18 protein-coding genes are annotated in these 22,313 nt (G+C 71.6%); 10 read left to right on the top strand and 8 right to left on the bottom strand.

Annotated features, from left to right (window positions below):
• Nucleotide 1: 1 nt before the first annotated feature.
• Nucleotides 2–415: an organic hydroperoxide resistance protein gene (locus tag AB5J56_RS27305; RefSeq protein ID WP_369235959.1), complete on the bottom strand. Its 414-nt coding sequence runs from the start codon at nt 413–415 to the stop codon at nt 2–4.
• A gap of 125 nt (nt 416–540) precedes the next feature.
• Between AB5J56_RS27305 and AB5J56_RS27300 the strand changes: the two genes are divergently transcribed.
• Nucleotides 541–1,068: a MarR family winged helix-turn-helix transcriptional regulator gene (locus tag AB5J56_RS27300; RefSeq protein ID WP_369235957.1), complete on the top strand. Its 528-nt coding sequence runs from the start codon at nt 541–543 to the stop codon at nt 1,066–1,068.
• On the opposite strand, the gene AB5J56_RS27295 is transcribed toward AB5J56_RS27300, so the two are convergent.
• The gene (locus tag AB5J56_RS27295) at nt 1,065–2,588 is read right to left on the bottom strand and encodes a glycosyltransferase family 39 protein (RefSeq protein ID WP_369235955.1); all 1,524 of its coding nucleotides are present in this window, start codon (nt 2,586–2,588) and stop codon (nt 1,065–1,067) included. The genes AB5J56_RS27300 and AB5J56_RS27295 overlap by 4 nt on opposite strands.
• Before the next feature lie 354 nt (nt 2,589–2,942).
• Between AB5J56_RS27295 and AB5J56_RS27290 the strand changes: the two genes are divergently transcribed.
• Both AB5J56_RS27290 and galE read left to right on the top strand, forming a co-directional pair.
• A complete protein-coding gene (locus AB5J56_RS27290; protein WP_369242817.1) occupies nt 2,943–4,094 on the top strand; it encodes a glycosyltransferase 87 family protein in 1,152 nt (383 codons plus the stop codon).
• A 96-nt stretch (nt 4,095–4,190) separates the two neighbouring features.
• Nucleotides 4,191–5,171: a UDP-glucose 4-epimerase GalE gene (gene galE, locus AB5J56_RS27285; RefSeq protein ID WP_369235953.1), complete on the top strand. Its 981-nt coding sequence runs from the start codon at nt 4,191–4,193 to the stop codon at nt 5,169–5,171.
• Here the strand turns inward: galE and AB5J56_RS27280 are convergent.
• Nucleotides 5,168–6,079 (bottom strand): oxidoreductase, encoded by a 912-nt coding sequence (locus tag AB5J56_RS27280; RefSeq protein ID WP_369235951.1) that lies wholly within the window; start codon nt 6,077–6,079, stop codon nt 5,168–5,170. The genes galE and AB5J56_RS27280 overlap by 4 nt on opposite strands.
• Nucleotides 6,080–6,158: 79 nt before the next feature.
• On the opposite strand from AB5J56_RS27280, the gene AB5J56_RS27275 reads away from it, so the two are divergent.
• The gene (locus tag AB5J56_RS27275; RefSeq protein ID WP_369235949.1) at nt 6,159–6,782 is read left to right on the top strand and encodes a TetR/AcrR family transcriptional regulator; all 624 of its coding nucleotides are present in this window, start codon (nt 6,159–6,161) and stop codon (nt 6,780–6,782) included.
• Between the two features lie 237 nt (nt 6,783–7,019).
• Here the strand turns inward: AB5J56_RS27275 and AB5J56_RS27270 are convergent, their stop codons facing one another.
• A complete protein-coding gene (locus AB5J56_RS27270; protein ID WP_369235947.1) occupies nt 7,020–7,655 on the bottom strand; it encodes a TetR/AcrR family transcriptional regulator in 636 nt (211 codons plus the stop codon).
• 173 nt (nt 7,656–7,828) lie between these two features.
• Between AB5J56_RS27270 and AB5J56_RS27265 the strand changes: the two genes are divergently transcribed.
• Nucleotides 7,829–8,743: an ABC transporter permease gene (locus AB5J56_RS27265; protein WP_369235945.1), complete on the top strand. Its 915-nt coding sequence runs from the start codon at nt 7,829–7,831 to the stop codon at nt 8,741–8,743.
• Entirely contained in the window at nt 8,736–9,584 is an 849-nt protein-coding gene (locus AB5J56_RS27260; RefSeq protein WP_369235943.1) for an ABC transporter ATP-binding protein, read from the top strand. Before AB5J56_RS27265 ends, AB5J56_RS27260 begins: the two co-directional genes overlap by 8 nt.
• A 21-nt stretch (nt 9,585–9,605) precedes the next feature.
• On the opposite strand, the gene AB5J56_RS27255 is transcribed toward AB5J56_RS27260, so the two are convergent.
• Nucleotides 9,606–10,160, bottom strand: a complete 555-nt coding sequence (locus tag AB5J56_RS27255) for a GtrA family protein (protein WP_369235941.1) — start codon at nt 10,158–10,160, stop codon at nt 9,606–9,608.
• 157 nt (nt 10,161–10,317) lie between these two features.
• Between AB5J56_RS27255 and AB5J56_RS27250 the strand changes: the two genes are divergently transcribed.
• Both AB5J56_RS27250 and AB5J56_RS27245 read left to right on the top strand, forming a co-directional pair.
• Nucleotides 10,318–11,328 carry a serine/threonine-protein kinase gene (locus AB5J56_RS27250; protein ID WP_369235939.1) on the top strand — a complete coding sequence of 337 codons (1,011 nt, stop codon included), beginning with the start codon at nt 10,318–10,320 and terminating at the stop codon, nt 11,326–11,328.
• A gap of 28 nt (nt 11,329–11,356) precedes the next feature.
• On the top strand, nt 11,357–13,189 hold the full coding sequence (locus AB5J56_RS27245) for a serine/threonine-protein kinase (protein WP_369235937.1): 1,833 nt from the start codon (nt 11,357–11,359) through the stop codon (nt 13,187–13,189).
• 69 nt (nt 13,190–13,258) lie between these two features.
• Here AB5J56_RS27245 and AB5J56_RS27240 read toward each other — a convergent pair whose 3' ends face one another.
• Nucleotides 13,259–18,208, bottom strand: a complete 4,950-nt coding sequence (locus tag AB5J56_RS27240; protein ID WP_369235935.1) for an NAD-glutamate dehydrogenase — start codon at nt 18,206–18,208, stop codon at nt 13,259–13,261.
• A 778-nt stretch (nt 18,209–18,986) separates the two neighbouring features.
• Here AB5J56_RS27240 and AB5J56_RS27235 point away from each other — a divergent pair.
• Nucleotides 18,987–19,553, top strand: coding sequence for a DJ-1/PfpI family protein (locus AB5J56_RS27235; RefSeq protein ID WP_369235933.1), 567 nt, complete (start codon nt 18,987–18,989; stop codon nt 19,551–19,553).
• Between the two features lie 364 nt (nt 19,554–19,917).
• Here the strand turns inward: AB5J56_RS27235 and AB5J56_RS27230 are convergent, their stop codons facing one another.
• Nucleotides 19,918–20,583 carry an HAD family hydrolase gene (locus AB5J56_RS27230; RefSeq protein WP_369235931.1) on the bottom strand — a complete coding sequence of 222 codons (666 nt, stop codon included), beginning with the start codon at nt 20,581–20,583 and terminating at the stop codon, nt 19,918–19,920.
• 130 nt (nt 20,584–20,713) lie between these two features.
• The gene (locus AB5J56_RS27225) at nt 20,714–21,229 is read right to left on the bottom strand and encodes a hypothetical protein (protein ID WP_369235929.1); all 516 of its coding nucleotides are present in this window, start codon (nt 21,227–21,229) and stop codon (nt 20,714–20,716) included.
• Between the two features lie 337 nt (nt 21,230–21,566).
• On the opposite strand from AB5J56_RS27225, the gene AB5J56_RS27220 reads away from it, so the two are divergent.
• Nucleotides 21,567–22,214: an Rv3235 family protein gene (locus tag AB5J56_RS27220; protein ID WP_369235927.1), complete on the top strand. Its 648-nt coding sequence runs from the start codon at nt 21,567–21,569 to the stop codon at nt 22,212–22,214.
• Nucleotides 22,215–22,313 lie beyond the last annotated feature (99 nt).

The following is a 22,313-nucleotide window of genomic DNA, read 5'->3' as shown; positions in this document are numbered from 1 at the left end:
GTTACTCGACGACGATCTCGACGGGGATGTTGCCGCGGGTCGCGTTGGAGTACGGGCAGACCTGGTGGGCCTGGTCGACAAGCTTGCGGCCCGTCTCGGCGTCCACGGACTCGGGCAGCTCCACGCGCAGCGTGACGGCGAGCGAGAAGCCCTCGCCCTCCTTGTGGAGGCTGACCTCGCCGGTGACCGCGGCGTCGCTGACGTCGACCTTCGCGTAGCGGCCGACAACGCCGAGGGCGCTGGCGAAACAGGCGGCGTAACCGGCGGCGAACAGCTGCTCCGGGTTGGTGCCCTGCCCGCTGCCGCCCAGCTCCGCCGGCGGCGCAAGCTCGACGTCGAGCTTGCTGTCGGAGCTGTACGCACGGCCGTCACGGCCGTGGGTGGCGGTGGCGACGGCGGTGTAGAGCGCGCTCATGGAAACCATCCCTCTCAAGTCAAAAGTCTGCCGGGGCGGCCTGTCCGGACCGCCTCACGGAGATAAGTAGAGCACACTATTTAGTTGTGCACAACTAAATGGCGTGCCAGGGCTATCCTGGAGACATGACCGCCACACCACTCCCGCACACGGAGGCACCGACCGCCGAGGACTACCTGCGCCTCGACCGGCAGATCTGCTTCTCCCTGAACGCCGCGTCGCGCGCCTTCAACGGTGTCTACCGCGTCGTCCTCAAGGACCTCGGGCTCACCTATCCCCAGTACCTGGTGATGCTGGTGCTGTGGGAGCACGGCGAGCTGCCCGTCAAGAAGCTGGGCGAGCACCTGCGGCTCGACTCCGGGACGCTGTCACCGCTGCTCAAGCGGCTGGAGTCGGCCGGTCTCGTGCGCCGTGAGCGCAGCGTCCGCGACGAGCGCTCCGTGCAGGTCGAGCTCACCGACGAGGGCACCGCCCTGCGTGAGCGCGCGCTGCTCGTACCGCGCCGGATCGCCGCCGCGACGAGCCTGGAGCTCGGCGAGATCGAGGCGCTGCGGGCCCGCCTGGACCGGCTGACCTCGGCGCTGGACTCGGCGGAGCTCGATGCGGCGGCGCTCGACCCGGCGGAGCTCGGGGAAGCGCCGGGCTGCGGTTAGGGCAGCTCCGGTCGGCCGAAGGAGTCGGCGGGCGGGCGGCGTACGAACAGGCGCACGGTCGCGCCCCTGCGGATGATCTCCTCGCGGGGCACGAACTCCTCGTCCACGACGGCGAGTTTGACCCGCTCGGTCGGGTCCCGGGGATACCAGCCCGGCCGCAGCGCGAACCGCTCGGTGACCACCCACACATGGTCCAGCCGCGCGAGCCGCCGCCGCAGCTCCTGCGGCCCCGTCTCCACGCCGTACAGCGTTCCGGACGCCGGCCCCGGCAGCGCGAGCGCCACGTCCCGCACACCGCGGAACGCCTCCGGATACGCCAGCGCCGACCGCCGTCCGATCGAGGGCAGGAACAGCACGGGCTCGCCGGGCCGCAGGACGCGCACGGCGGCGGTCGCGACGGTCGCGAGGTTGTCGGGACGGCCCGCGGGGACGCGGTCCTGGCGCAGGAGGGGGAGCTGCCAGGTGAGGACGAGGGCGATGGCGAGAACGCCCACGAGCGGCGCGAAGAGCTGCCCGAGCGGGTGGTCGCCGATGGCTGCCCCGGACCGGCGCGAGCGCGCCCGCCACAGCCCGGCGACGGCGCCCGCCAGCCGGTCGGCCCCCGCGGCGGCGAGCAGCGGCGCGCCCGCCAGGGCGTAGAGCACGTACCGCTCGTCGTACAGCGGCACGACGCGGGACACGGCGAACAGCGCCGCGGGCGGGAGCACCATCAGCGGCAGGGCGACCGCGGGGAGGGACGGCTCCACGCGCCGCAGCCTGGGGGACGGGCGCAGCGCTACGGCGATGAGCACCAGGTACGGCGCGACGACCAGCTCGGCGGGCCCCGTGAACTCCCGCAGCAGATGCTCCGCGCTGCCGGCCCCCGGCACCGCCAGCCACGCGACCTGCGCCGACTGCGCGTGCGAGACCAGGGCCAGCGGCAGCAGGACCAGGAACGCGGCCCCGGCGGCGCAGGCCCAGCCGCGCCACACCCGCCAGGGCACCCGCGCCGCCGCCAGGGTCGCCGCGTGCGCGAGGAGCAGCACCACCGCGAGTTCGTGCAGCAGGCAGGTGACGGCGACGGCCCCGGCGTACGCCCCCCAGCGCGCGGGGCGTGGGGACCGCAGGGCCCCCACCAGGAGCAGCGTCGCCCCTGCCGCGCCGGCCGCGACCAGCGCGTACGACCGGCCTTCCTGCGCGTAGTACCCGCCGAGCGGTGTCACGGCGTACAGCAGGCCCGCCCACAGGCCGACCCGCGGGCGGCCCAGGCGTACGCCCAGGGCGGCGACGAATCCCGCGGTCGCGGCAGCACCGCAGACGGAGGGGAGGCGGAGGGCGGCCTCGCTCGGGTGGAGGGTGAGGACGGCGTGCATCAGCAGGTAGTAGAGGCCGTGCACGGCGTCCACGCTGTGCAGCAGGTGCCAGATCTGTGGCACCGAGCGCCGCGCGACCTGGAAGGTGACCGCCTCGTCGCGCCACATCCCGCCCCGGTCGAGCCCCCAGAGACCGAGGCCGAGCATGACCAGCACGGGGACGGACACAGCGACGAGCGAAGGGAGGCGTGCGATTGCGGGCCCGTGCGCGGCTGCGGGCACCTGTGCCGCTTCGGGCGCGACCTCCGGGTTTGCAGCCCCCGGCCGCCCGGCCCGCGTGCTCCCCATGAGACTCATCACGGGGCCGATTTTGTGCGATTAGCAAACCTTTGAAGCGTATTGACAGCGTATCGTCCCTTATTCCCCATCCGTGCGGCTTACGATCCGGCGTTGATGAAAGCTTCGACGATCACCTCCGCCCCGCCCGCACTCCCGGCCGCGTCCCCCGCCGTCGAGGAACGCCGCCCCTCCTGGCTCCCCCTCGCCTCCCTCGCCGTCGGCTGGCTCGCCACCCGCGGCCTGATGCTGTGGCTGCTCGTCCACGACGGTCTCGCGCGGCTCGGCGGGGGCGGGGTGTCGCACGAGGTGAGCCGGCTGTACTTCCGTTGGTACGGCGTGCTGTCGCACGGCTCCTATCCGGTGGACGACCGGATGTGGCAGTACCCGCCGGGCGCCGGTCCGGTGCTGCTCTCGCCCGCGCTGCTGCCGGGACTGACGTACTTCCAGGCGTTCGTGGCGCTCACGCTGGTCGCCGACGGCGCGATCACCTTCGCGCTGGCGCGTGTCGGCACACGCCCGGCGCGCACGCTCCACGGCGCGCTCCTGTGGACCGCCGCGCTCCCCCTGCTCCTCCACATCCCGCTCGCCCGCTACGACGTCCAGGTCACCGCCTTCGCCGTCATCTCCCTGTTGACGTTGTCGCGCTCCACGCGCGCGTGCGGCGCGTTCGCCGCGCTGGGCGCCCTGGTGAAGGTCTGGCCGGCGCTCGCACTGCTGGGCACACCGAGGGGGCGTACGACACGGGAGGCATGGACGTCGGCGGCGGTCACGGCGGCCGCACTGCTCGTCACGCTCGCCACCCTCTTCAACAACCCGTTCGACTTCCTGCGCCAACAGGGCGGCCGGGGCGTGCAGATCGAGTCGCTCGGCGGCACGGCGCTCGCCCTCGCCCGGCACGCCGGCTGGCAGGGCGCCGTGCGCTACCAGTACGGCGCCATGGAGTTCGTCGGCCCGTACGTCTCCACGGTCGCGGCGCTCTGCCTCGCCCTCACCGTCGCCGCGTTCGGGCTCCTGCTGCTGTGGCGGGTGCGCGCCCGGCGCTGGACTCCCGCGACGCCGTACGACGCCGCGCTCGCCGCCGTACTCCTGTTCACGGTGACCAGCCGGGTGATCAGTCCCCAGTACATGGTGTGGCTGCTCGGCCTGTCCGCCGTGTGCCTGACCTCGCGGCACACCACGCTGCGCCCGGTGGCGGCGCTCGTCGTGACGGCGACCGCGGTCAGCTCCGTCGCGTATCCCGTGCTGTACGGGGAGGTCATGGGCTGCACCTGGACGGGCTGCCTGCTGATGCTCCTCCGCAACGGGCTGCTGGCGACGGCGGCGGTGCTGGCCTTCGCCCGTCTGTGGCGGTCCGGCCGCGCGCGAACCCCCGAGCGCCCGGATGGTGAGGAATGACCGATACCGTACGCCGCGACTCCCGCCGCCTGATTCACTGATACGCGACCGCCGCACTCACATCGGCGGACGTAGCGAGATTGGGGATCGCCCGACATGACCACCTGGCTGATCACGGGGGGCGCCGGCTACATCGGCGCCCATGTCGTCCGGGCGATGCGGGACGCGGGCGAACAGGCCGTGGTCTACGACGACTTGTCCACGGGAGTCGCCGAACGGGTCCCCGACGGCGTCCCGCTGGTCGTCGGCTCCACCCTCGACGCCGAACTGCTGACCCGGACGCTGAAGGAGCACGCGGTCACCGGTGTCGTGCACCTCGCGGCGAAGAAGCAGGTCGGCGAGTCCGTGGACCTGCCCCTGCACTACTACCGGGAGAACGTGGAGGGCCTGCGCGTGCTCCTGGAGGCGGCGGTGGGCGCCGCCGTGCCCTCGTTCGTGTTCTCCTCCTCGGCCGCGGTGTACGGCATGCCGGATGTGAATCTCGTGACGGAGGAGACTCCGTGCGTCCCGATGAGCCCGTACGGCGAGACGAAGCTCGTGGGCGAGTGGCTGGTGCGCGCCACGGGCCGGGCGACGGGGCTGTCCACGGCATCACTGCGCTACTTCAACGTGGCGGGGGCGGCCACGCCCGAACTCGCGGACACCGGCGTCTTCAACCTCGTCCCGATGGTCTTCGAGAAGCTCACCGAGGGGGCGTCGCCGCGCGTCTTCGGCGACGACTACGCGACCCCCGACGGCACCTGCGTCCGCGACTACATCCACGTGGTGGACCTGGCGGAGGCCCATGTCGCCGCCGCCCGGCGCCTTTCCGCCGCCCCCGGTACGGATCTGACGCTCAACATCGGCCGCGGGGAAGGCGTTTCGGTCCGCGAGATGATCGACCGGATCAACGCGATCACCGGCTACGACCTGCCGCCGACGGTCACCGCCCGCCGCCCGGGCGACCCGGCCCGGGTCGTCGCCTCGGCGGACCGCATCGCGGCCGAGCTGGGCTGGAAGGCGAAGCACGACGTCGAGGACATGATCACGTCGGCCTGGGCGGGCTGGGTGCGGCTGCACCCGGAGGCGGCCCGCTAGACGCCTGCTCCCGCAAGCGCGGGGAAGGAAACGCCCGTCAGTTCCGCGGAGGCCGTCCACAGGCGCAGGGCCGCCACCGGGTCGCTGGCCGCGGCCGAGCGGCCGACCAGGGCCGGGGCGCCGCGCATCTCGCCGAAGCCGTCGGGGCCGACGTAGCTCGCGCCGGGGAGGTCCTGGACGGCGGCGTACAGGGTGGGCAGGGCGCCCGCCTTGTTGTCCTGGGCGATGAACCGGTTGCCCACCTTCATGAGGACGCGGCGCAGGGCGCTGGCGTCGTGGCCCTGGAGGCCGGTGGAGGCCCAGCCGGGGTGCGCGGCGAGGGCGCGTACGGACGAACCCGCTTCGGCCAGGCGGCTCTGGAGTTCCAGGGTGAACAGCAGGTTGGCCAGCTTGGACTGGCTGTACGCCGTGATCGGCGCGTACTCGCCGGTGAGGTTCAGGTTCTCGAAGTGGATGCGCGGGGTGCCCGGCATCTTGTGCGCGCCGGACGACACGGTCACCACGCGGTCGTTGATGTGCGGGAGCAGCAGGTTCGTCAGGGCGAAGTGCCCGAGGTGGTTCGTGCCGAACTGTGTCTCGAAGCCGTCCTTGGTGGTCGACTCCGGGATGTTCATGACGCCGGCGTTGTTGATCAGCAGGTCCAGGCGGCCCTGCCAGCCGGCGGCGAACTCCCGCACAGAGGCGAGGTCGGCGAGGTCCAGGCGGCGCACCTCCACGCTGCCTTTGACGGTGGCCGCGGCCGCCTCGCCGCGCCGCTCGTCCCGTACGGCGAGCACGACATGGGCGCCGGCGCCGGCCAGCGCCTCCACGGTGGCGATGCCGAGTCCGCTGTTGGCGCCCGTGACGACGGCGGTGCGGCCGCTCTGGTCGGGGATGTCGCTTGCGTTCCACTTCGGGGTGTCAGCCATGTCCGTCAATGTAGACGCCGCCAACAATGCTGTCAATGACAACAATGATGACAGCGACAACAATGTAGACGGTGATTACATGACCGATACACTGACGGCCATGCAGACTCGTCGCTACCACCACGGAGACCTGCGCGCCGCGCTCCTGACCCGCGCCGTGGAGACCCTCCGCGAGAAGGGGCCGGCCGCGCTGTCCCTGCGCGAGCTGGCCCGCGACCTCGGTGTCAGCCATGCCGCGCCGAGCCGCCACTTCAAGGACAAGCAGGCCCTGCTGGACGGCATGGCCCTGCTCGGCTTCGACCGCCTCGGAGCGGCGCTGGACGCCTCCCAGGAGGCCGCGGGCGACGCGTTCACCGAACGGTTCGGCGCGCTCGCCCGTGCATACGTCGGCTTCGCCACCGCCAACGCCGAGCTACTCGACCTCATGTACTCGACCAAGCACGACCCGTCGGCGTCCGAGGCCCTCGTCAAGGCCTCTCACAAGCTGGCCGCCGTGACCCTCGGCGTGATCACCGAGGGCCAGAGCGCCGGCGAAGTCCGCGAGGGCCCGGTGGAGCAGATCGGCATCCCCATCTTCAGCACCCTCCACGGCTTCGCCGGCCTGGCCGTCAGCGGCGTCCTTCCCTACGGCTCGGTCGAATCCGGCCTGGACGACGTCATCGCGTATGTGCTGCGCGGCTGCGCTCCGGATGGGCGCGGTTGAGGGGGTGACGCCGGCGGGGCGCCGTTCACTGGCGGGGGCGCCCGTCACGGGGTCGCGTGCGGGTGCGTTGTGGGTCGGGGCCGTGCCGGTACGTTCTGCCCGTCGCCGCGTGGGCATACTGCCCGGGGTTGATACACGGCGGGACTTGGCGGGCGGTCTGCTACGCGACGGGCAGGAACGTACCGGCACGGCCCCTTGCGTGCGTACGCGACTGCGGGCCGTCTTCGCTGCAGGGACCTACAGCGCCTTGAGTGCCGCCGCCGTGGCCCTGGCCAGGCTCGGCAGGTAACCCTTCGGCGGCTTCGGGGCGCGTACGACCACCGAGCGCCAGTAGAGCGGTCCGGAGATGATGTCGAGCGCGAGGTCGGCGTCGATGCCCTCGCGGACCTCGCCGCGCGCGGCCGCGGCCGCCACGATCCCGCTCGCGACCCCCTGCTGCCCCTCGCGCAGCGCCTTCTGCATGGCCTCGGCGATCTCCGGGTTGCGGGCCGCCTCGGCCTGCAGGTCCGGGATGATCTGGCCGGCCACCGGGTGGCGCAGGGCACGTGAAGTGACCTCGTAGAGCAGCCGCAGGTCCCCTTCGAGGGATCCCGTGTCCGGCGCGGGCAGACCCTGCACGGCCACCGCCGACACCAGGTCGAGGACCAGGTGCAGCTTGGACCGCCAGCGGCGGTAGACCGCCGTCTTGCCGACGCCCGCGCGGCGCGCGATGCCCTCGATGGACATGCGCGCGTAGCCGACGGCCGCGAGTTCCTCGAAGACGGCGGCCTGGATGGCCTCGGTCACATCCTCACGCAGTACGGCGGCCCCGGCGGGCGCCCTGCGGCGCGGCTTCGGCGGCTGCGTCCGGGCTGCGTCGGCGTTCGTCGTCATGCGGTCCAGCATAGGCCGTTACGACGAAACGGTTGCGTTCCGACGTCAACACGCCCTACGCTCGCGTTGCGACGATACGGTCCCGTCCCGACGTAAGAAGACGGCAAGGACGACGTAAGAAACGTCCCCGGGCGGACCGCGCACCCCACACCCCCCGAGCGAAAGCAGCGGATGTGAGCCAGGTCCTCGACACACCGCCCCCCGCGACCGCGACACCTTCGACGGCCGAGACCGCCGAGGCACTCGCCGCCCGTTACGGCCTGGCCGTCAGCGGCGCCCGCCCGACCCTGCCCGAGTACGTCCGCCAGCTGTGGGCGCGGCGCCACTTCATCACCGCCTTCGCCACCGCCAAGCTCACCGCCCAGTACAGCCAGGCGAAGCTGGGCCAGGTCTGGCAGGTGATGACCCCGCTGCTGAACGCGGCGGTCTACTACTTCATCTTCGGCGTGCTGATGAACACCAAGCGCCATGTGCCGGACTTCGTGCCGTTCCTGGTCACCGGCGTCTTCATCTGGACGTTCACGCAGAGCTCGATCATGACGGGCACCCGGGCGATCGCCGGCAACCTCGGCCTGGTGCGCGCGCTGCACTTCCCGCGCGCCGCGCTGCCCGTCTCCTTCGCCCTCCAGCAGCTCCAGCAGCTGCTGTTCTCGATGGCCGCCCTGGTCGTGATCCTGCTCTGCTTCGGCGTTCCGGTCAGCGCCTCCTGGCTGCTCGCGGTGCCCGTGCTGGTGCTGCAGTTCATGTTCAACGCGGGCGTCGCGATGGTGGTGGCCCGGCTCGGCGCCAAGACGCCGGACATCGCGCAGCTGATGCCGTTCGTGCTGCGCACCTGGATGTACGTGTCGGGCGTCATGTGGAGCCTCGACAAGATGATGAGCGGCCGCTCCCCGCTGCTGAAGCTCGCGCTGCAGTGCAACCCGGCCGCCGTCTACATCGACCTGATGCGGTACGCCCTGATCGACAGCTTCCACGCGAAGTCGCTGCCGCCGCACGTGTGGGCACTGGGGACGGGCTGGGCGCTGCTCGCCGGCGTCGGCGGTTTCATCTACTTCTGGAAGGCTGAGGAGACGTACGGCCGTGGCTGAGAACCCGAACGCAGAACGCATCCCCACCGTCATCGCCACCGGCGTCGACATCGTCTACCGCGTCAACGGCACGGGCGCGGGCCGCGGCAGCGCCACCGCCGCGCTCAACCGGATCGTTCGCCGCAAGCAGGCCGAACAGGCCTCGGGCGTACGGAAGGTGCACGCGGTCAGGAACGTGTCCTTCACGGCGTACCGCGGCGAGGCCATCGGCCTGATCGGCACCAACGGCTCCGGCAAGTCGACGCTGCTCAAGGCGGTCGCCGGACTGCTCCCCGTCGAGAACGGCAAGATCTACACCGACGGCCAGCCCTCCCTGCTGGGCGTCAACGCGGCCCTGATGAACGACCTGACGGGCGAGCGCAACGTCTACCTCGGCGGCCTCGCCATGGGCATGTCCCGCGAGCAGATCAAGGAGCGCTACGAGGAGATCGTCGACTTCTCCGGCATCAACGAGAAGGGCGACTTCATCACGCTGCCGATGCGGACGTACTCCTCCGGCATGGCGGCTCGCCTCCGCTTCTCCATCGCGGCGGCCAAGGACCACGACGTCCTGATGATCGACGAGGCCCTCGCCACCGGCGACCGCTCCTTCCAGAAGCGCTCCGAGGCCCGCATCCGCGAGCTGCGCAAGAGCGCGGGCACGGTCTTCCTCGTCAGCCACAACAACAAGTCGATCCGCGACACCTGCGACCGTGTCCTGTGGCTGGAGCGCGGCGAACTGCGCATGGACGGCCCGACGGAGGAAGTCCTGGAGGAGTACGAGGCGTTCACCGGCGGCAGCGACAAGGCGGCCAAGCCCCCGAAGCAGGCGCAGAAGACGCCCGAGGCCGCGAAGGTCTAGGGCCCGCCCCGCGGCCGGGCCCTAGCCGCGGCGGCCGTCGTGCTGGAACACCCACGTCCGGTAGACCAGGAAGCGGAACGCCGAGGCGAGGACGATGGAGGCGGCCTTGGCGATGTTCGAGCCGTACGGGCCGTCCATGCCGAGGCCGTGGTAGCCGGCGTAGAAGAGCACGGTCTCCATGGCGACGCCGAGTCCGCTGAAGACGAAGAACAGCACGATCTGACGGCGGGTGCGCGAGGCGCGGTCGCGGTAGGCGAAGAAGCGGAAGCCGACGTAGTTGGTGGCCATGGCGACGCAGCTGGCGAGCACCGTGGCGGGCGTCGGCCACCACTTCAGGCCGTGCAGCAGAAGGTTGAAGACAAGGAAGTTGACCGCGACCCCGCTGCCCCCGACGACGCCGAACTTCGCCACTTCGAGGACGAGTCGACGCGCCCGCGCCAGGCCTCCGGGGCGCGGGGCGACGGGCGGGTCCGCGGGCGGGGCACTCCCGGGGAGCGGGGCGCTCTCGGGAGGCGGGGCGCTCTCGGGGATACGGCGGCCGACGCGGGCCCGCCCCTCGGAGAGGTTCACAGTCACGGGTCCGAGTCCTCCTGTCCGACAATCAGGCAGGCCACACCATAGCCCATATGTCCCGTTTAGCAGGAAAAGGTAAATTCCGAGCTTGAATTCCCCCAGGGCCGAACAAGAAAATCAAGCAAGCTGAAGAGCTGCCGAGGACACGGGGGGCTGAGCCATGCGGAGCGCGGTACCGAAACCGCTGCGAGCGGAGGATCCACGGGAGATCGCCGGGTACCCACTGCGCGCCCGGATCGGCGAGGGCGGCATGGGCACCGTCTATCTCTCGCAGACCCGCGGCGGCCAGCCGGTCGCCCTGAAACTGGTGCGCCGCGAGTACGCGGACAGCCCGGCGTTCCGGGAGCGCTTCGCCCGCGAGGTGGCCGCCGCCCGCCGGGTCTCCGGCTACCACCTGGTCCCCGTCGTCGACCACGACGCCACCGGCGAACGGCCGTGGCTGGCCACCCGGCACATCCCGGGCGTGCCCCTCGACGAGACCCTGGAGGCGCACGGCCCGCTCCCGGTCCCCGCCGTGCTGCAACTGCTCGCCTGCACCGCGTACGCGCTCGGCTCCGTCCACACGGCCGGAGTGATCCACCGCGACGTGAAGCCGGGCAACCTGCTGCTGGCCGCGGACGGCCCCTGGCTGCTCGACTTCGGCATCGCCCGGGCCGCGGGCGCCGCGACGCTCACCACCGCGGGCCGCCTCGTCGGCACCCCGCGCTACATGTCGCCCGAGCACGCCCTCGGGCGCCCGGTCACCACCGCGGCCGACATCTTCGCGCTCGGCCTGCTCGCCGCCGAGGCCGCCACCGGACAGCACCCCTACGGCCGCGGCAACGGCCTCGCGATCGCCGCGCGCATCGCGGGCACCGACCAGCAGCCGCCCGCCCTCGACGGCATGCAGCGCCCGCTCCTCGACGTCGTACGCCGCTGTCTCGCCGCCGACCCGGCCGCCCGGCCCTCCGCCGCCGAGCTCGCCGAGCACTGCGCGGGCGCGGCCCGCCGGGACGTACGGGACTTCACGGGCTGGCTGCCGGGCCCGGTCGCCGCCGACGTGAACGCCATCGAGGCCTCGCTGCGCACCCTGTTCCTCGCCGAGGCCCCGACCGTGCGGGCCCTGCCGCCGACGGCCCCGCTGACGGTGCGGGACGAGGAGTGGCGGCGCCGGGTACGCCGAGAACCGTAGAGAGCGGAACAGCCCCCCGGGCCACCGTATGCGCCGTATAAGCTCTGAGCGCTCAAGTGTCAGGAGCGGCACAGGAGTTAGGAAGCGCGTACGGGGGAGGGCTCCCATCACAACCAGCACAGGTGACATCCTCAGTCCTCTGGGACCGCAGGACCCGAGAGAGACCGCCGGCTACCACCTGCTGGCGAAGATCGGCGAGGGCGGCATGGGCACCGTCTACCTCTCGCACACACGCGGCGGCCAGCCCGTCGCCCTGAAGGTGATCCGCCGCGAGTACGGCCAGGATCCCGACTTCCGGCGTCGCTTCGAGCAGGAGGTACAGGCGGCCCGCCGTGTGCAGGGCTACCACATCGTGCCCGTCGTCGACCATGACACCAGTGGCGAACTGCCGTGGCTGGCCTCGGCGTTCATCCCCGGCATCCCGCTGCACGACGCGCTGACGCAGTTCGGTCCGCTGCCGCCCGCCGCCGTCTTCCAGCTGATCGGCACCACGGCCCGCGCGCTCTCCGCGATCCACGCGGCCGGTGTCGTCCACCGCGACCTCAAGCCCAGCAACATCCTGCTCGGCGCGGGCGGCCCGTACGTCATCGACTTCGGCATCGCGCGCGCCGCCGACGCCACCCAACTCACCCAGTCCGGCGGCCTGATCGGCACCCCGCAGTACATGTCGCCCGAGCACGCGCTGGGCGAGCGGGTCGGCCCGGCCACGGACGTGTTCTCGCTCGGGCTGATCGCCGCCGTCGCGGCCACCGGACGTCACCCCTACGGCGACGGCGGCGCCATCACCATCGCCGCGCAGATCGCCAACACCGCCCACCGGCCGCCCCAACTGGCCGCGTACGACCCGTCGTTGCGCTCTCTTCTCGAACGCTGCCTCACCGCCGATCCCGCCGAGCGCATCGGCACCGAGGAACTGGCCGCCCTGTGCCAGGAGTTGGCCGGCCGCGGGCTGAGCGACTTCCAGGGCTGGCTGCCCGACCCGCTCGCCGCGGAGATCGTCCGCCGCGAGCAGGCGGCCCAGAGCCCGCCCCAGCCGACGGCTCCCCAGATGCCCGCCGCGCCTCCGGCGGCACCCCCGACGGCACCGCCGACCGCGCCTCCACCGCAGGTCACCGGCTTCGGCCCGGCCCCCGCCTACGATTCCCGGACCTACCACCTCGCCCCTGCCCCGGCGGTCCCCGCTCCCCCGCGCCGCCGTCGCGGACGTATGGCGGTCATCGCCACCGTGCTCGTCCTCGCCGTCGCGGCGGGCGCGGGCACGGCGGTGTGGGTGCTGGGGAAGAACAAGGACGACGGAGGCAGCGAGGCCAAGGGCGGCAAGGGGAGCCGGTCGAGTACGCCAGCGAGCCCCAGCCCGTCCAAGGAGCAGCAGGACAGCGGGAGTTCAGCGGCGCCGGATCCCACCGACTCGTCCGGTTCGGCCCAGGAGACCGCGAACGCCACGTACGACGTCCTCTTCGAGAACAAGCCGCTCACCCTGCGCCGTCCCAGTGGCGGGCTCGACTCGACCTACGTCGATCTCGACGGGCCCAAGGTCGATCCCACCAACTACATGGACTCGGACATCCAGGAGTTCTCCGCCGACAACACCCAACTGACGTTCACCCGGCCCATGGGCAAGGCGGCGGGCACCACGCCGCAGGAGTGCCGCGCGGGGGCCGAGCAGAACCCCTTCACCGAGACGCTGAGCGGCGAGTCCATCAACAAGGACCAGACGATCGTCAAGGGCGACCATCTCTGCACGGTCACCGGCGAAGGTGACCTCGCCATGTGGACGATCACCGAGGTCGACCGCCCCAGCGACACCGACTACCTCCCCAACCTCACGGGCACCATCACCGTCTGGGAGATCAAGAACTGAGACGGGGGCGCCCCGAGCCGTCACCGGCCCGGGGCGCCCCCGTCGACGTAGAACCGTAGAACCGTAGAACTACGAATGCGTGCGCAGGAGCGTCCGCATGGTCCGCATCGCCACCGACAGGTTGGCGAGGTCGAACGAGTCCGAGCCCTGGATCTCCTCCAGGGTGGTGCGGGCCCGGCCGAGGATCGCCGCGTTCTTCTCGTCCCACGCCTTGAAGCGCTGCTCGGGCGTGGACGTGCCGTTGCCGACGGCGAGGACGTCCGAGGTGAGCGCCGCGTGGGCCGCGTACAGGTCCTCGCGGATCGAGGCGCGGGCCATGGACTGCCAGCGATCGGCGCGCGGGAGCTCGATGATGCGGTCCATCAGCTGGGTGATGCCCAGCCGGTCGGCGAGGTCGTAGTAGACCTCGGCGACGGCCATCGGCTCCTTGTCCATCCGGTCGGCGACCGCGACGATGTCCAGCGTCGGGAAGGCGGAGGAGAACCCGGCCACCCGCGTGGCGAGTTCGTCCGGGACGCCGGCGCCCGTCAGCTCGTCGTAGATCTGCTGGTACCACTCCAGGTCCGCGCCGCGCAGCTGCTTGGGCAGCTCGGCCCAGACCTGCTCGACCCGGTCCTTGAAGAACTCGATCGTCCCGCTCAGCTCCAGCGGCTGCGGCCGGTTGTTGAGCAGCCAGCGCGTGCCGCGCTCGACGAGACGGCGGGAATGCAGCCGGATGCGGGTCTGCACGGCCGCGTCCACCACGTTGTCGAGCGCCTCGACGGCGTCCCACACCGCGCTGGAGTTGAAGATCGCGCGGGCCGCGGTCTGCGCCCGGACGATCTCCTCCAGGGACGCCCCGGTCTCCTCGCGCAGCCGGTGCAGGAAGCTCGTACCGCCCGTGTTGACCGTGTCGTTGACCAGGACGGTCGTGACGATCTCGCGGCGCAGCGCGTGCGTGTCGATCTGCTCGCGGAACTGCTCACGCAGCGCCGTCGGGAAGTACGCGTGCAGCAGGCCCTGGAGGTAGGGGTCGTCGGGCAGCGACGTGGCGAGCAGTTCGTCGGCGACCGTGATCTTCGTGTACGCGAGGAGGACGGCCGTCTCCGGACCGGTCAGACCCTGGCCGGAGCCCAGCCGCTCGCGGATCTGCCGGTCGGTGGGCAGGAACTCCAGCTCCCGGTCGAGGTGGCCCTCCCTGACCAGGTGGCGCAGGAAGCGCTGCTGGGCGTGGAGCATGCTGCCGGACTGGGCCAGCGCGTTGCCGATCGCCGTGTTCTGCGCGTAGTTGTTGCGCAGGACCAGGGCGCCGACCTCGTCGGTCATCTGGGCGAGCAGCCTGTTGCGCTGCTTGACGGTCATGTCACCGTCCGTGACGACCGCGTTGAGCAGGATCTTGATGTTCACCTCGTGGTCGGAGGTGTCCACGCCCGCGCTGTTGTCGATGGCGTCGGTGTTGATCCTGCCGCCGTGCGTCGCGAACTCGATGCGTCCGCGCTGGGTGAGGCCGAGGTTGCCGCCCTCGCCCACGACCTTGACCCTGAGGTCGGCGCCGTCGACGCGGATGGCGTCGTTGGCCTTGTCGCCGACGTCCGCGTGCGTCTCGGTGGACGCCTTCACATACGTACCGATGCCGCCGTTCCACAGCAGGTCCACCGGCGCCTGGAGGATCGCCTTCATCAGGTCGGCCGGCGTCATCTTGCCGCCCGTCTCGATGCCGAGGGCCTCGCGGATGTGGGCGTTGACCTGGATGGACTTGGCGGTACGCGGGAAGATGCCGCCGCCGGACGAGATCAGCTCGGTGTTGTAGTCGGCCCACGACGAGCGCGGCAGCTCGAAGAGGCGGCGGCGCTCCGCGTACGACGTCTCCGCGACCGGGTTCGGGTCGATGAAGATGTGCCGGTGGTCGAAGGCGGCGACCAGGCGGATGTGCTCGGAGAGCAGCATGCCGTTGCCGAACACGTCACCGGACATGTCACCGACGCCGACCGCCGTGAAGTCCTCGGTCTGGGTGTCGTGGCCGAGCTCCCGGAAGTGCCGCTTCACGGACTCCCAGGCGCCGCGGGCCGTGATGCCCATGCCCTTGTGGTCGTAACCGGCCGAGCCGCCGGAGGCGAAGGCGTCGCCGAGCCAGAAGTTGTAGGACTGCGCGACCTCGTTGGCGATGTCCGAGAACGTCGCGGTGCCCTTGTCGGCGGCGACCACGAGATAGGTGTCGTCCTCGTCGTGCCGCACGACGTCGGCGGGCGGCACGACCTCACCGGCGACCAGGTTGTCGGTGATGTCGAGCAGCGCCGAGATGAAGGTCCGGTAGCTGCGGATGCCCTCGGCGAGCCATGCGTCGCGGTCCACGGACGGGTCCGGCAGCTGCTTGGCGACGAAGCCGCCCTTCGCGCCGACCGGCACGATGACGGTGTTCTTGACCATCTGCGCCTTGACCAGGCCGAGGATCTCCGTCCGGAAATCCTCCCTGCGGTCGGACCAGCGCAGACCACCGCGCGCGACCTTGCCGAACCGCAGGTGCACGCCTTCCACCTTCGGCGAGTACACCCAGATCTCGTACGCGGGCCGGGGCGCCGGAAGGTCCGGGATGGCCTGCGGGTCGAACTTCATGGAGACGTACTCGTGCGGCTGCCCGCCGAGCGCCTCCTGGAAGAAGTTGGTGCGCAGGGTCGCCTTGATGACGGTCAGGAAGGACCGCAGGATCCGGTCCTCGTCCAGGCTGGCGACCTGGTCGAGGGCTGCGTCCAGCTCCTCCATGAGGGCGTCGGTCAGTTCCATGCCGGCCCGCTGGCGGTCCGGCGACATCCGCGCCTCGAAGAGGGAGACGAGCAGCCGGGTGGTGTGGACGTTGTTGCGGAGGGTGTCCTCCATGTAGTCCTGGCTGAACGTCGAACCGGCCTGGCGCAGGTACTTGGCGTACGCGCGCAGCACCATCGCCTGGCGCCAGCCGAGCCCGGCGCTCAGCACGAGCGCGTTGAAGCCGTCGTTCTCGGCGTGCCCGGTCCAGGTGGCGGAGAAGGCCTCCTGGAAGCGCTCGCGGCCGTCGTCACCCAGGTAGTCGCCGTTGCCGTTCTGCGACTTGGGCAGGCGCAGACCGAAGTCGTAGACCCAGGCGATCGTGCTGTCCGAGCAGCGCAGTTCGTACGGCCGCTCGTCGGTGACCTCGACGCCGAGGCGCTGGAGCACCGGCAGGACCGCGGACAGGGAGACGGACTCGCCCTTGCGGTAGATCTTGAAGCGGCGCTCACCGGGGCCGGCGCCGACCGGCTCGTAGAGGCTGAGCGCGAAGGACTCGGCGTCCTTGTCCCCCTGGCCCTCGGAGAGCTTCTCCAGGTGGACGAGGTCGGCGACCGCGGCGCGCGGGGTGTGGTCGGCCTTGTAGCCCTCGGGGAAGGCGTTGCCGTAGCGGCGCAGCAGCTCGGCGGCGCGCTCCTCGCCGCACTCGGCGTTCAGCGCCTCCGCGAAGCCGTCGGCCCAGGAGCGGGCGGCCTCGACGAGCCGGGCCTCGATGCGGTCCTTGTCGGCCTCGGACAGCTCGGGCAGCTCGGTGCCCTGCGGGACACGGACCACGAAGTGCAGCCGGGAGAGGATCGACTCGGTGTTCCAGGCGGTGAAGTCGACGCTGGTGCCGCCGAGCTCCTCCTTGAGGATGTCGATGATCCTGAGGCGCACGCCGGTGGTGTACCGGTCGCGCGGCAGGTAGACGAGGGCCGAGTAGTAGCGCCCGTACTCGTCCTGGCGCAGGTAGAGCCGCAGCCGGCGGCGCTCCTGGAGGTACAGCACGGAGGTGACGATGGAGCGCAGTTCGTCGGCGGGCGTCTGGAACAGCTCGTCGCGGGGGTACGTCTCCAGGATCTGGAGCAGGTCGCGCCCGTCGTGGCTGCTGGGCGAGAACCCGGCGCCGCGCAGGACTTCCTCGACCTTGCGGCGGACCACGGGCACGCGGCGCACGGACTCGGTGTAGGCGGCGGAGGAGAAGAGGCCCAGGAAGCGGCGCTCGCCGACGACGTTGCCCTGCTCGTCGAACTTCTTCACGCCGACGTAGTCGAGGTAGCTCGGGCGGTGCACGGTGGACCGGCTGTTGGCCTTCGTCAGGACGAGGAGCTTGTGCTCGCGGGCCTTGGCACGGGCGTCGGCGGGCAGCCGCTCGAAGGAGGGGCTGACGGGGTGGCTGTCGTCACCGGCGTGCTGCGGGTCGGAGCGCAGGATGCCGAGCCCGGTGCCGGGGACGGCGGCCAGCGAGTCGTCCTCGCGCAGCGCGTACTCGCGGTAGCCGAGGAAGGTGAAGTGGTCGTCCGACAGCCAGCGCAGCAGCTCACGGGCCTCCTCGACGTCCTGGTCGCGCAGGTCGTCCGCGGTCGGCTCGGTGGGCAGGTCCTCGGCGATGCGCAGCGCGGCGTCGCGCATCTTCTCCCAGTCCTCCACGGCCTCGCGGGCGTCGGAGAGCACACGCAGCAGATCGGCGGTGATCTGCTTGAGGTCGGCGCGGTCGGTCTCGCGGTCGATCTCGACGTGGATCCAGGACTCGACGTGGGCGTCGTGCGGAAGATCACCGGAGGTCGGCCGGGCCTCCAGGACCTCGATGAGCTTGCCGGTCAGATCACGCCGCACGACGAACTGCGGGTGGATGACGACATGGATGCCGCGCCCCTGCCGGGACAGCTCATTGGTCACGGAGTCGACGAGGAAGGGCATGTCGTCCGTCACGACCTCGACGACGGAGTGGCTGCACGTCCAGCCGTTCTCCTCGACGGTCGGGGTGTGGACCCGCACATTGGCCGTGCCCTGTGGTCGGGTCTCGGCCAGCCGGTAGTGCGAGAAGGCGGCTCCGAAGACGTCGACCGGGTCGCGGTCGGTGAGGTCCTCCGGGGCGGTGTGCAGGTAGTAGCGCTGGAGGAACGCGAGCACGGTGTCCCGGTCGGGTGTGCCCTCGCCCGTCGTCCCAGTCGGTAGGTGCCCCCCGACCGGGCTGTTCTCAGCTACCCGGGCGGCCCTCTCGAGCAGCTCGGCCTTTGCTTCGTCCAGCTTGGTCTGCATTGTCCTCTGGCTCCTGTCGCGCGCCGTTGCGTGACGTAGAAGGAAGTTCGGTCTCTTCCCCGATGCGATGGGCATTGACGTCACGGCGAGACACGGGGTGTCCGGTCTGCTTCGACGCTATGCCGCAGGGAGAGATGAGCGGGGGGTTATCGGCCATTCTCGGCGTCCACGAAGACTGTGACGCTGCTCTCGGCGACGCCGGTACACACCGCACGCCCCACCCGCGAAGACCAGCGACCGCCCGGTCACGGATGTCGTCCGTGCTCACCGGGCGCAGGGCAGGGGCGACGATGCCCCCGCGAGATATCGCGCTGATCACGCCACCAGGCTATCGCCCCTCACCCGCTCCCCGTCATGAGCCGTATGTGTACAAAAGAGGGGGTGGAACTTTGACGTTCTGCACAGGGGCGCGGGGACGCAGAACGTGCCGTGGCCACGCCCGCCCACCCCCAGCGGCGGCGCCGGGGGGGCCGCCGATCCGCTCAGCTGCGGGCAATCGTGCCGCTGGGGCGGCACGGGTGGGCGCAGGCGGCGCCTCGTAAGCGCCGGGCTGCGCGACCCACCCCCGCCCAGCACCAACCCCGGGTGACCGTTCAAAGCGAGGGGCGCCCAGGGTTAGGCCACCCACCCCGGGTGCCGACCAGACGCAGGGTGACACGACCCACCCCATTCCGGCCCCCGAACAGCGCACGCCCCCTTGGCAAGGTCTCCTCCCCGAGGCACGTTGCCCCTATCGCCCAACGGAGGCGCAACCCCCGGCCAAGCGGAGCGCAGCGACATGGCAGCGAAGATCCTCATCGTCACCGGCGACGCAGCGGAGTCCCTGGAAGTCCTGTACCCCTACCAACGCCTGCGCGAGGAGGGCTACGACGTCCACATCGCCGCCCCCACCCGCAAAAAGCTCCAGTTCGTCGTCCACGACTTCGAACCCGGCTTCGACACGTACACCGAGAAACCCGGCTACACCTGGCCCGCGGACCTCGCGTTCGCGGAGGTCGACCCCGGCCAGTACGCCGCCCTCGTCATCCCCGGCGGCCGCGCCCCCGAGTACCTCCGCAACGACCCCGAGCTCCGCAAGATCCTCAAGGCCTTCTTCGACACGGACAAGCCGATCGCCCAGATCTGCCACGGCCCGCTCCTGACCGCGGCCATCGACGGCCTGCGCGGCCGCCGCGTCACGGCGTACCCCGCTCTGGAGCTGGACATGCAGGCCGCGGGCGCGACGTTCCAGGACGCCGAGACGGTCGTCGACGGCACCCTCGTCTCCGCCCGGGCCTGGCCGGACCACTCCCGCTGGATGCGCGAGTTCCTGACGGTGCTGCGCGCGAAGGCCCCGGCGAACTGATCAACGCCGAGTCCCGGTCGGCAGTCCCGTAGAGGCGACACACGCAGCACCCCGACCGACACAGCATCTCCGGAGAGACGTGCGGCTGCCCCCGCCGACGAGGGCGGCCGCACGCTCCCGGGCACCACCCGGGGCGAAACGGCGGGACGCCGAACCACGGCAGCTCCCGGATCACCATGAGGAGGAGCCGGCACCGCCGACGTGCGGCCACACCCCGTGGATCCCGATCCCGCCCCCGGGCGGCACCACCAGAGCTTCCCCCAGGTCCCGCGCCCCCGGCATGCGGACCCGGGGAAGATCCGTATACGTAGACGCGGAGCCCGAGCCCCCGTGGGCGTACCTACCGCCGCAGGTCACCCGGCCCTCACGCCGCCAGCCGCTGAGCCTCCTCGACCGCCTCCTCCAGACTGTCGACCACGGGCACACCCACACCTTCGAGGCTGGCGCGGCTGTGGGAGCCGCCGGTGTAGAGCACCGCCTGCGCCCCCACATGCAGGGCGGCGACCGCGTCGTCGGCCGCGTCGCCTATGACGACCACCCGGCCCGGCCGCACACCGCCGAGCGCACTCACGTGCCGCACCATGTGCTCGGCCTTGCTGCCGCCGGAGGGCCCGGTCCGCCCGTCGACCCGTAGGAAGTGCGGCTCTATCCCGAACCCCCGCACCAGCGGCACCAGTTCGTCGTGCACGTACATGCTGAGGATCGACTGGCTGCGCCCCGCCGACACCCACTCGGCGAGCAGCGCCGGCACCCCCGCGGTGAGCTCGCACGCCGTACGGTGCTCCGCGTAGTACCGGTGGAAGGTGTCGTCCATGACCTCCCACTCGGCGTCCGTCGGCAGCCGGCCCATCAGCCGCTCGTAGAACTTCGGCACCGGTACGCAGTACAACGTGCGGTACTGCTCCATCGTGAGCGGCTCAAGACCCAGCTCGGCGAACGCCGCGTTCGTCGCCCCGATGATCGCGGCGTTGTCGTGGAACAGAGTCCCGTTCCAGTCCCACACAATGTGCGCTGTTTCGTGCTTCCCCATGACAAGAACGTACCCGCCCCCACTGACAACCCAGCACCTCAGCGGTCATGGCTGTGATGACCCTCATGGCTGCCGTGGTTGCCGCGGCCGCACGGTCGTGGGCGCGCTCACCGGAAATGGGAGAGGGCCCTCAGCCCGCGAGCCCCACCAGGTTGGGAATCTCCTGCGTGGCGAACCACAGCAGCTCGTGGTCCTCGGCCCCGTCCACGACGAACTGCGCGTCGTCGTCCCCGTGGTCCGCCGCGCCCAGCGCCGCCACGGCCGCGGCGACATCCGCCTCGGCGTCGTCCGCGTCCACGTGCACGGCGGCCGCCTTCGCGAGCGGCACGGCGCCGGCGACCCGCACCTCACCGAGCGCCGCCGGGTCGAGCCCCCGGTCGGGGTCGGCGACGGCGGCACGGTCCGGCACGTCGACCGCGACGACGACTCGCCGTCGCACGCCCCCCGGCTCACCCGCGAGCAGCCGCAGCGAGGCCAGGGCGGCCCGGTTCAGCGCCGCGTACTCGAGTTCCTCGATGTCGTCGGAGACGTACCACTCGCGCAGCGCGGGCGTCACGGCGTACGCGACGAACGGCGCCGCCCCCAGCTCCCCCGTCTTGTACGCCTCGGCGAGACCGGAGAGGGTCAGGGGGACGTAGACGCGCATGGCTGGCCGCTTTCGTAGTCGGAAGGCTCCGCGGAGAGTCCCGTGGAGGGGCGGTTCCGCACCTCCCGGGAGCGCCTTCAGGATACGTGCGGGAGTCCCCTTTCGGGTCCCGGACCCCACCCCCGGACGGCGTCCACCCCAGGCCAGGAAGTCACCCGGTACACCCCGGCCCCGCCAAGGCCCCCGCCTCTCCCGGCCACCCGGATAGGTGAACCTTCCGGCCGCCCCGACGCGCGCCCGGCGTCCTTGCACCGGACCACTCACGCCTCGTACAAGATCCCCAACACAAAGTTACTGCCCGGTATCAATCCCGGGCCTCATGGAGCGGGGACGACGCATGAACAAGGTGATGACCAGGACGGCGAACCGCCACCCGGGCACCCGCCCGCCGGGCCGCCGCGACACCCGCCGCCCCGGCAGCACCCCGCCCCGCGCACCGGGCGCCGGTGCTCCTCGTACGACGCCGGGAGGCAGCCCACCGTCCACGCCCCCGGGCGACGGCGCACGCCGTACGACACCCGGGGCGCCGGGGAACCCGGGAAGGCCCGGCACGCCCACCGCCGCGTCGCAGGGCCGCCCGCCCTCGCCGACCGGCGCAGCCACCCTCCCCGCGCCCGGAGAAACCCCCCTCAGGCCCGCGCAGCAGCCTCGCCCCACCGATCTCTTCGCCGACCGCCTCGTCGCCGTACTGAGCGGCCAGCGCCCCGTCCACTGCATGCTCAGGCACACCGCGGGCCGCGCCTACGACGAACTCGCCTGGCTCGCCGAACGCGGCGCCCTGCGCACTCGCGGCACCCGCCCGGTCGTCCGCGACATCGGCTACTACGTCCCCCGCCCGGGCGCGATCGAGGCGTTCGCCCGCATCGGCGCCGGCGAGCAGCTGCGCGCCATGGCCTTCCGACTGGAGCAGGGCCTCGACCACCGCTGGCGCTGCACGGCCGTGGAACTGGGCGGCCCGCGCATGCCGCACACGGACGACGACTGAAGCCGGGCGCCTTCCTCGACCGCGCCCCTGGCCCCGGGCTCCGCACGTCAAAGGGCCGGGCACCCGAAGGTGCCCGGCCCTTTGCCGGTCAGCTGCCGC

Origin of the sequence: Streptomyces sp. R21, assembly GCF_041051975.1 — a bacterium.
GTDB lineage: Bacteria > Actinomycetota > Actinomycetes > Streptomycetales > Streptomycetaceae > Streptomyces.
Note: the sequence above shows the minus strand (reverse complement) of the source record. Positions and strands in the feature narration are given on the sequence as shown.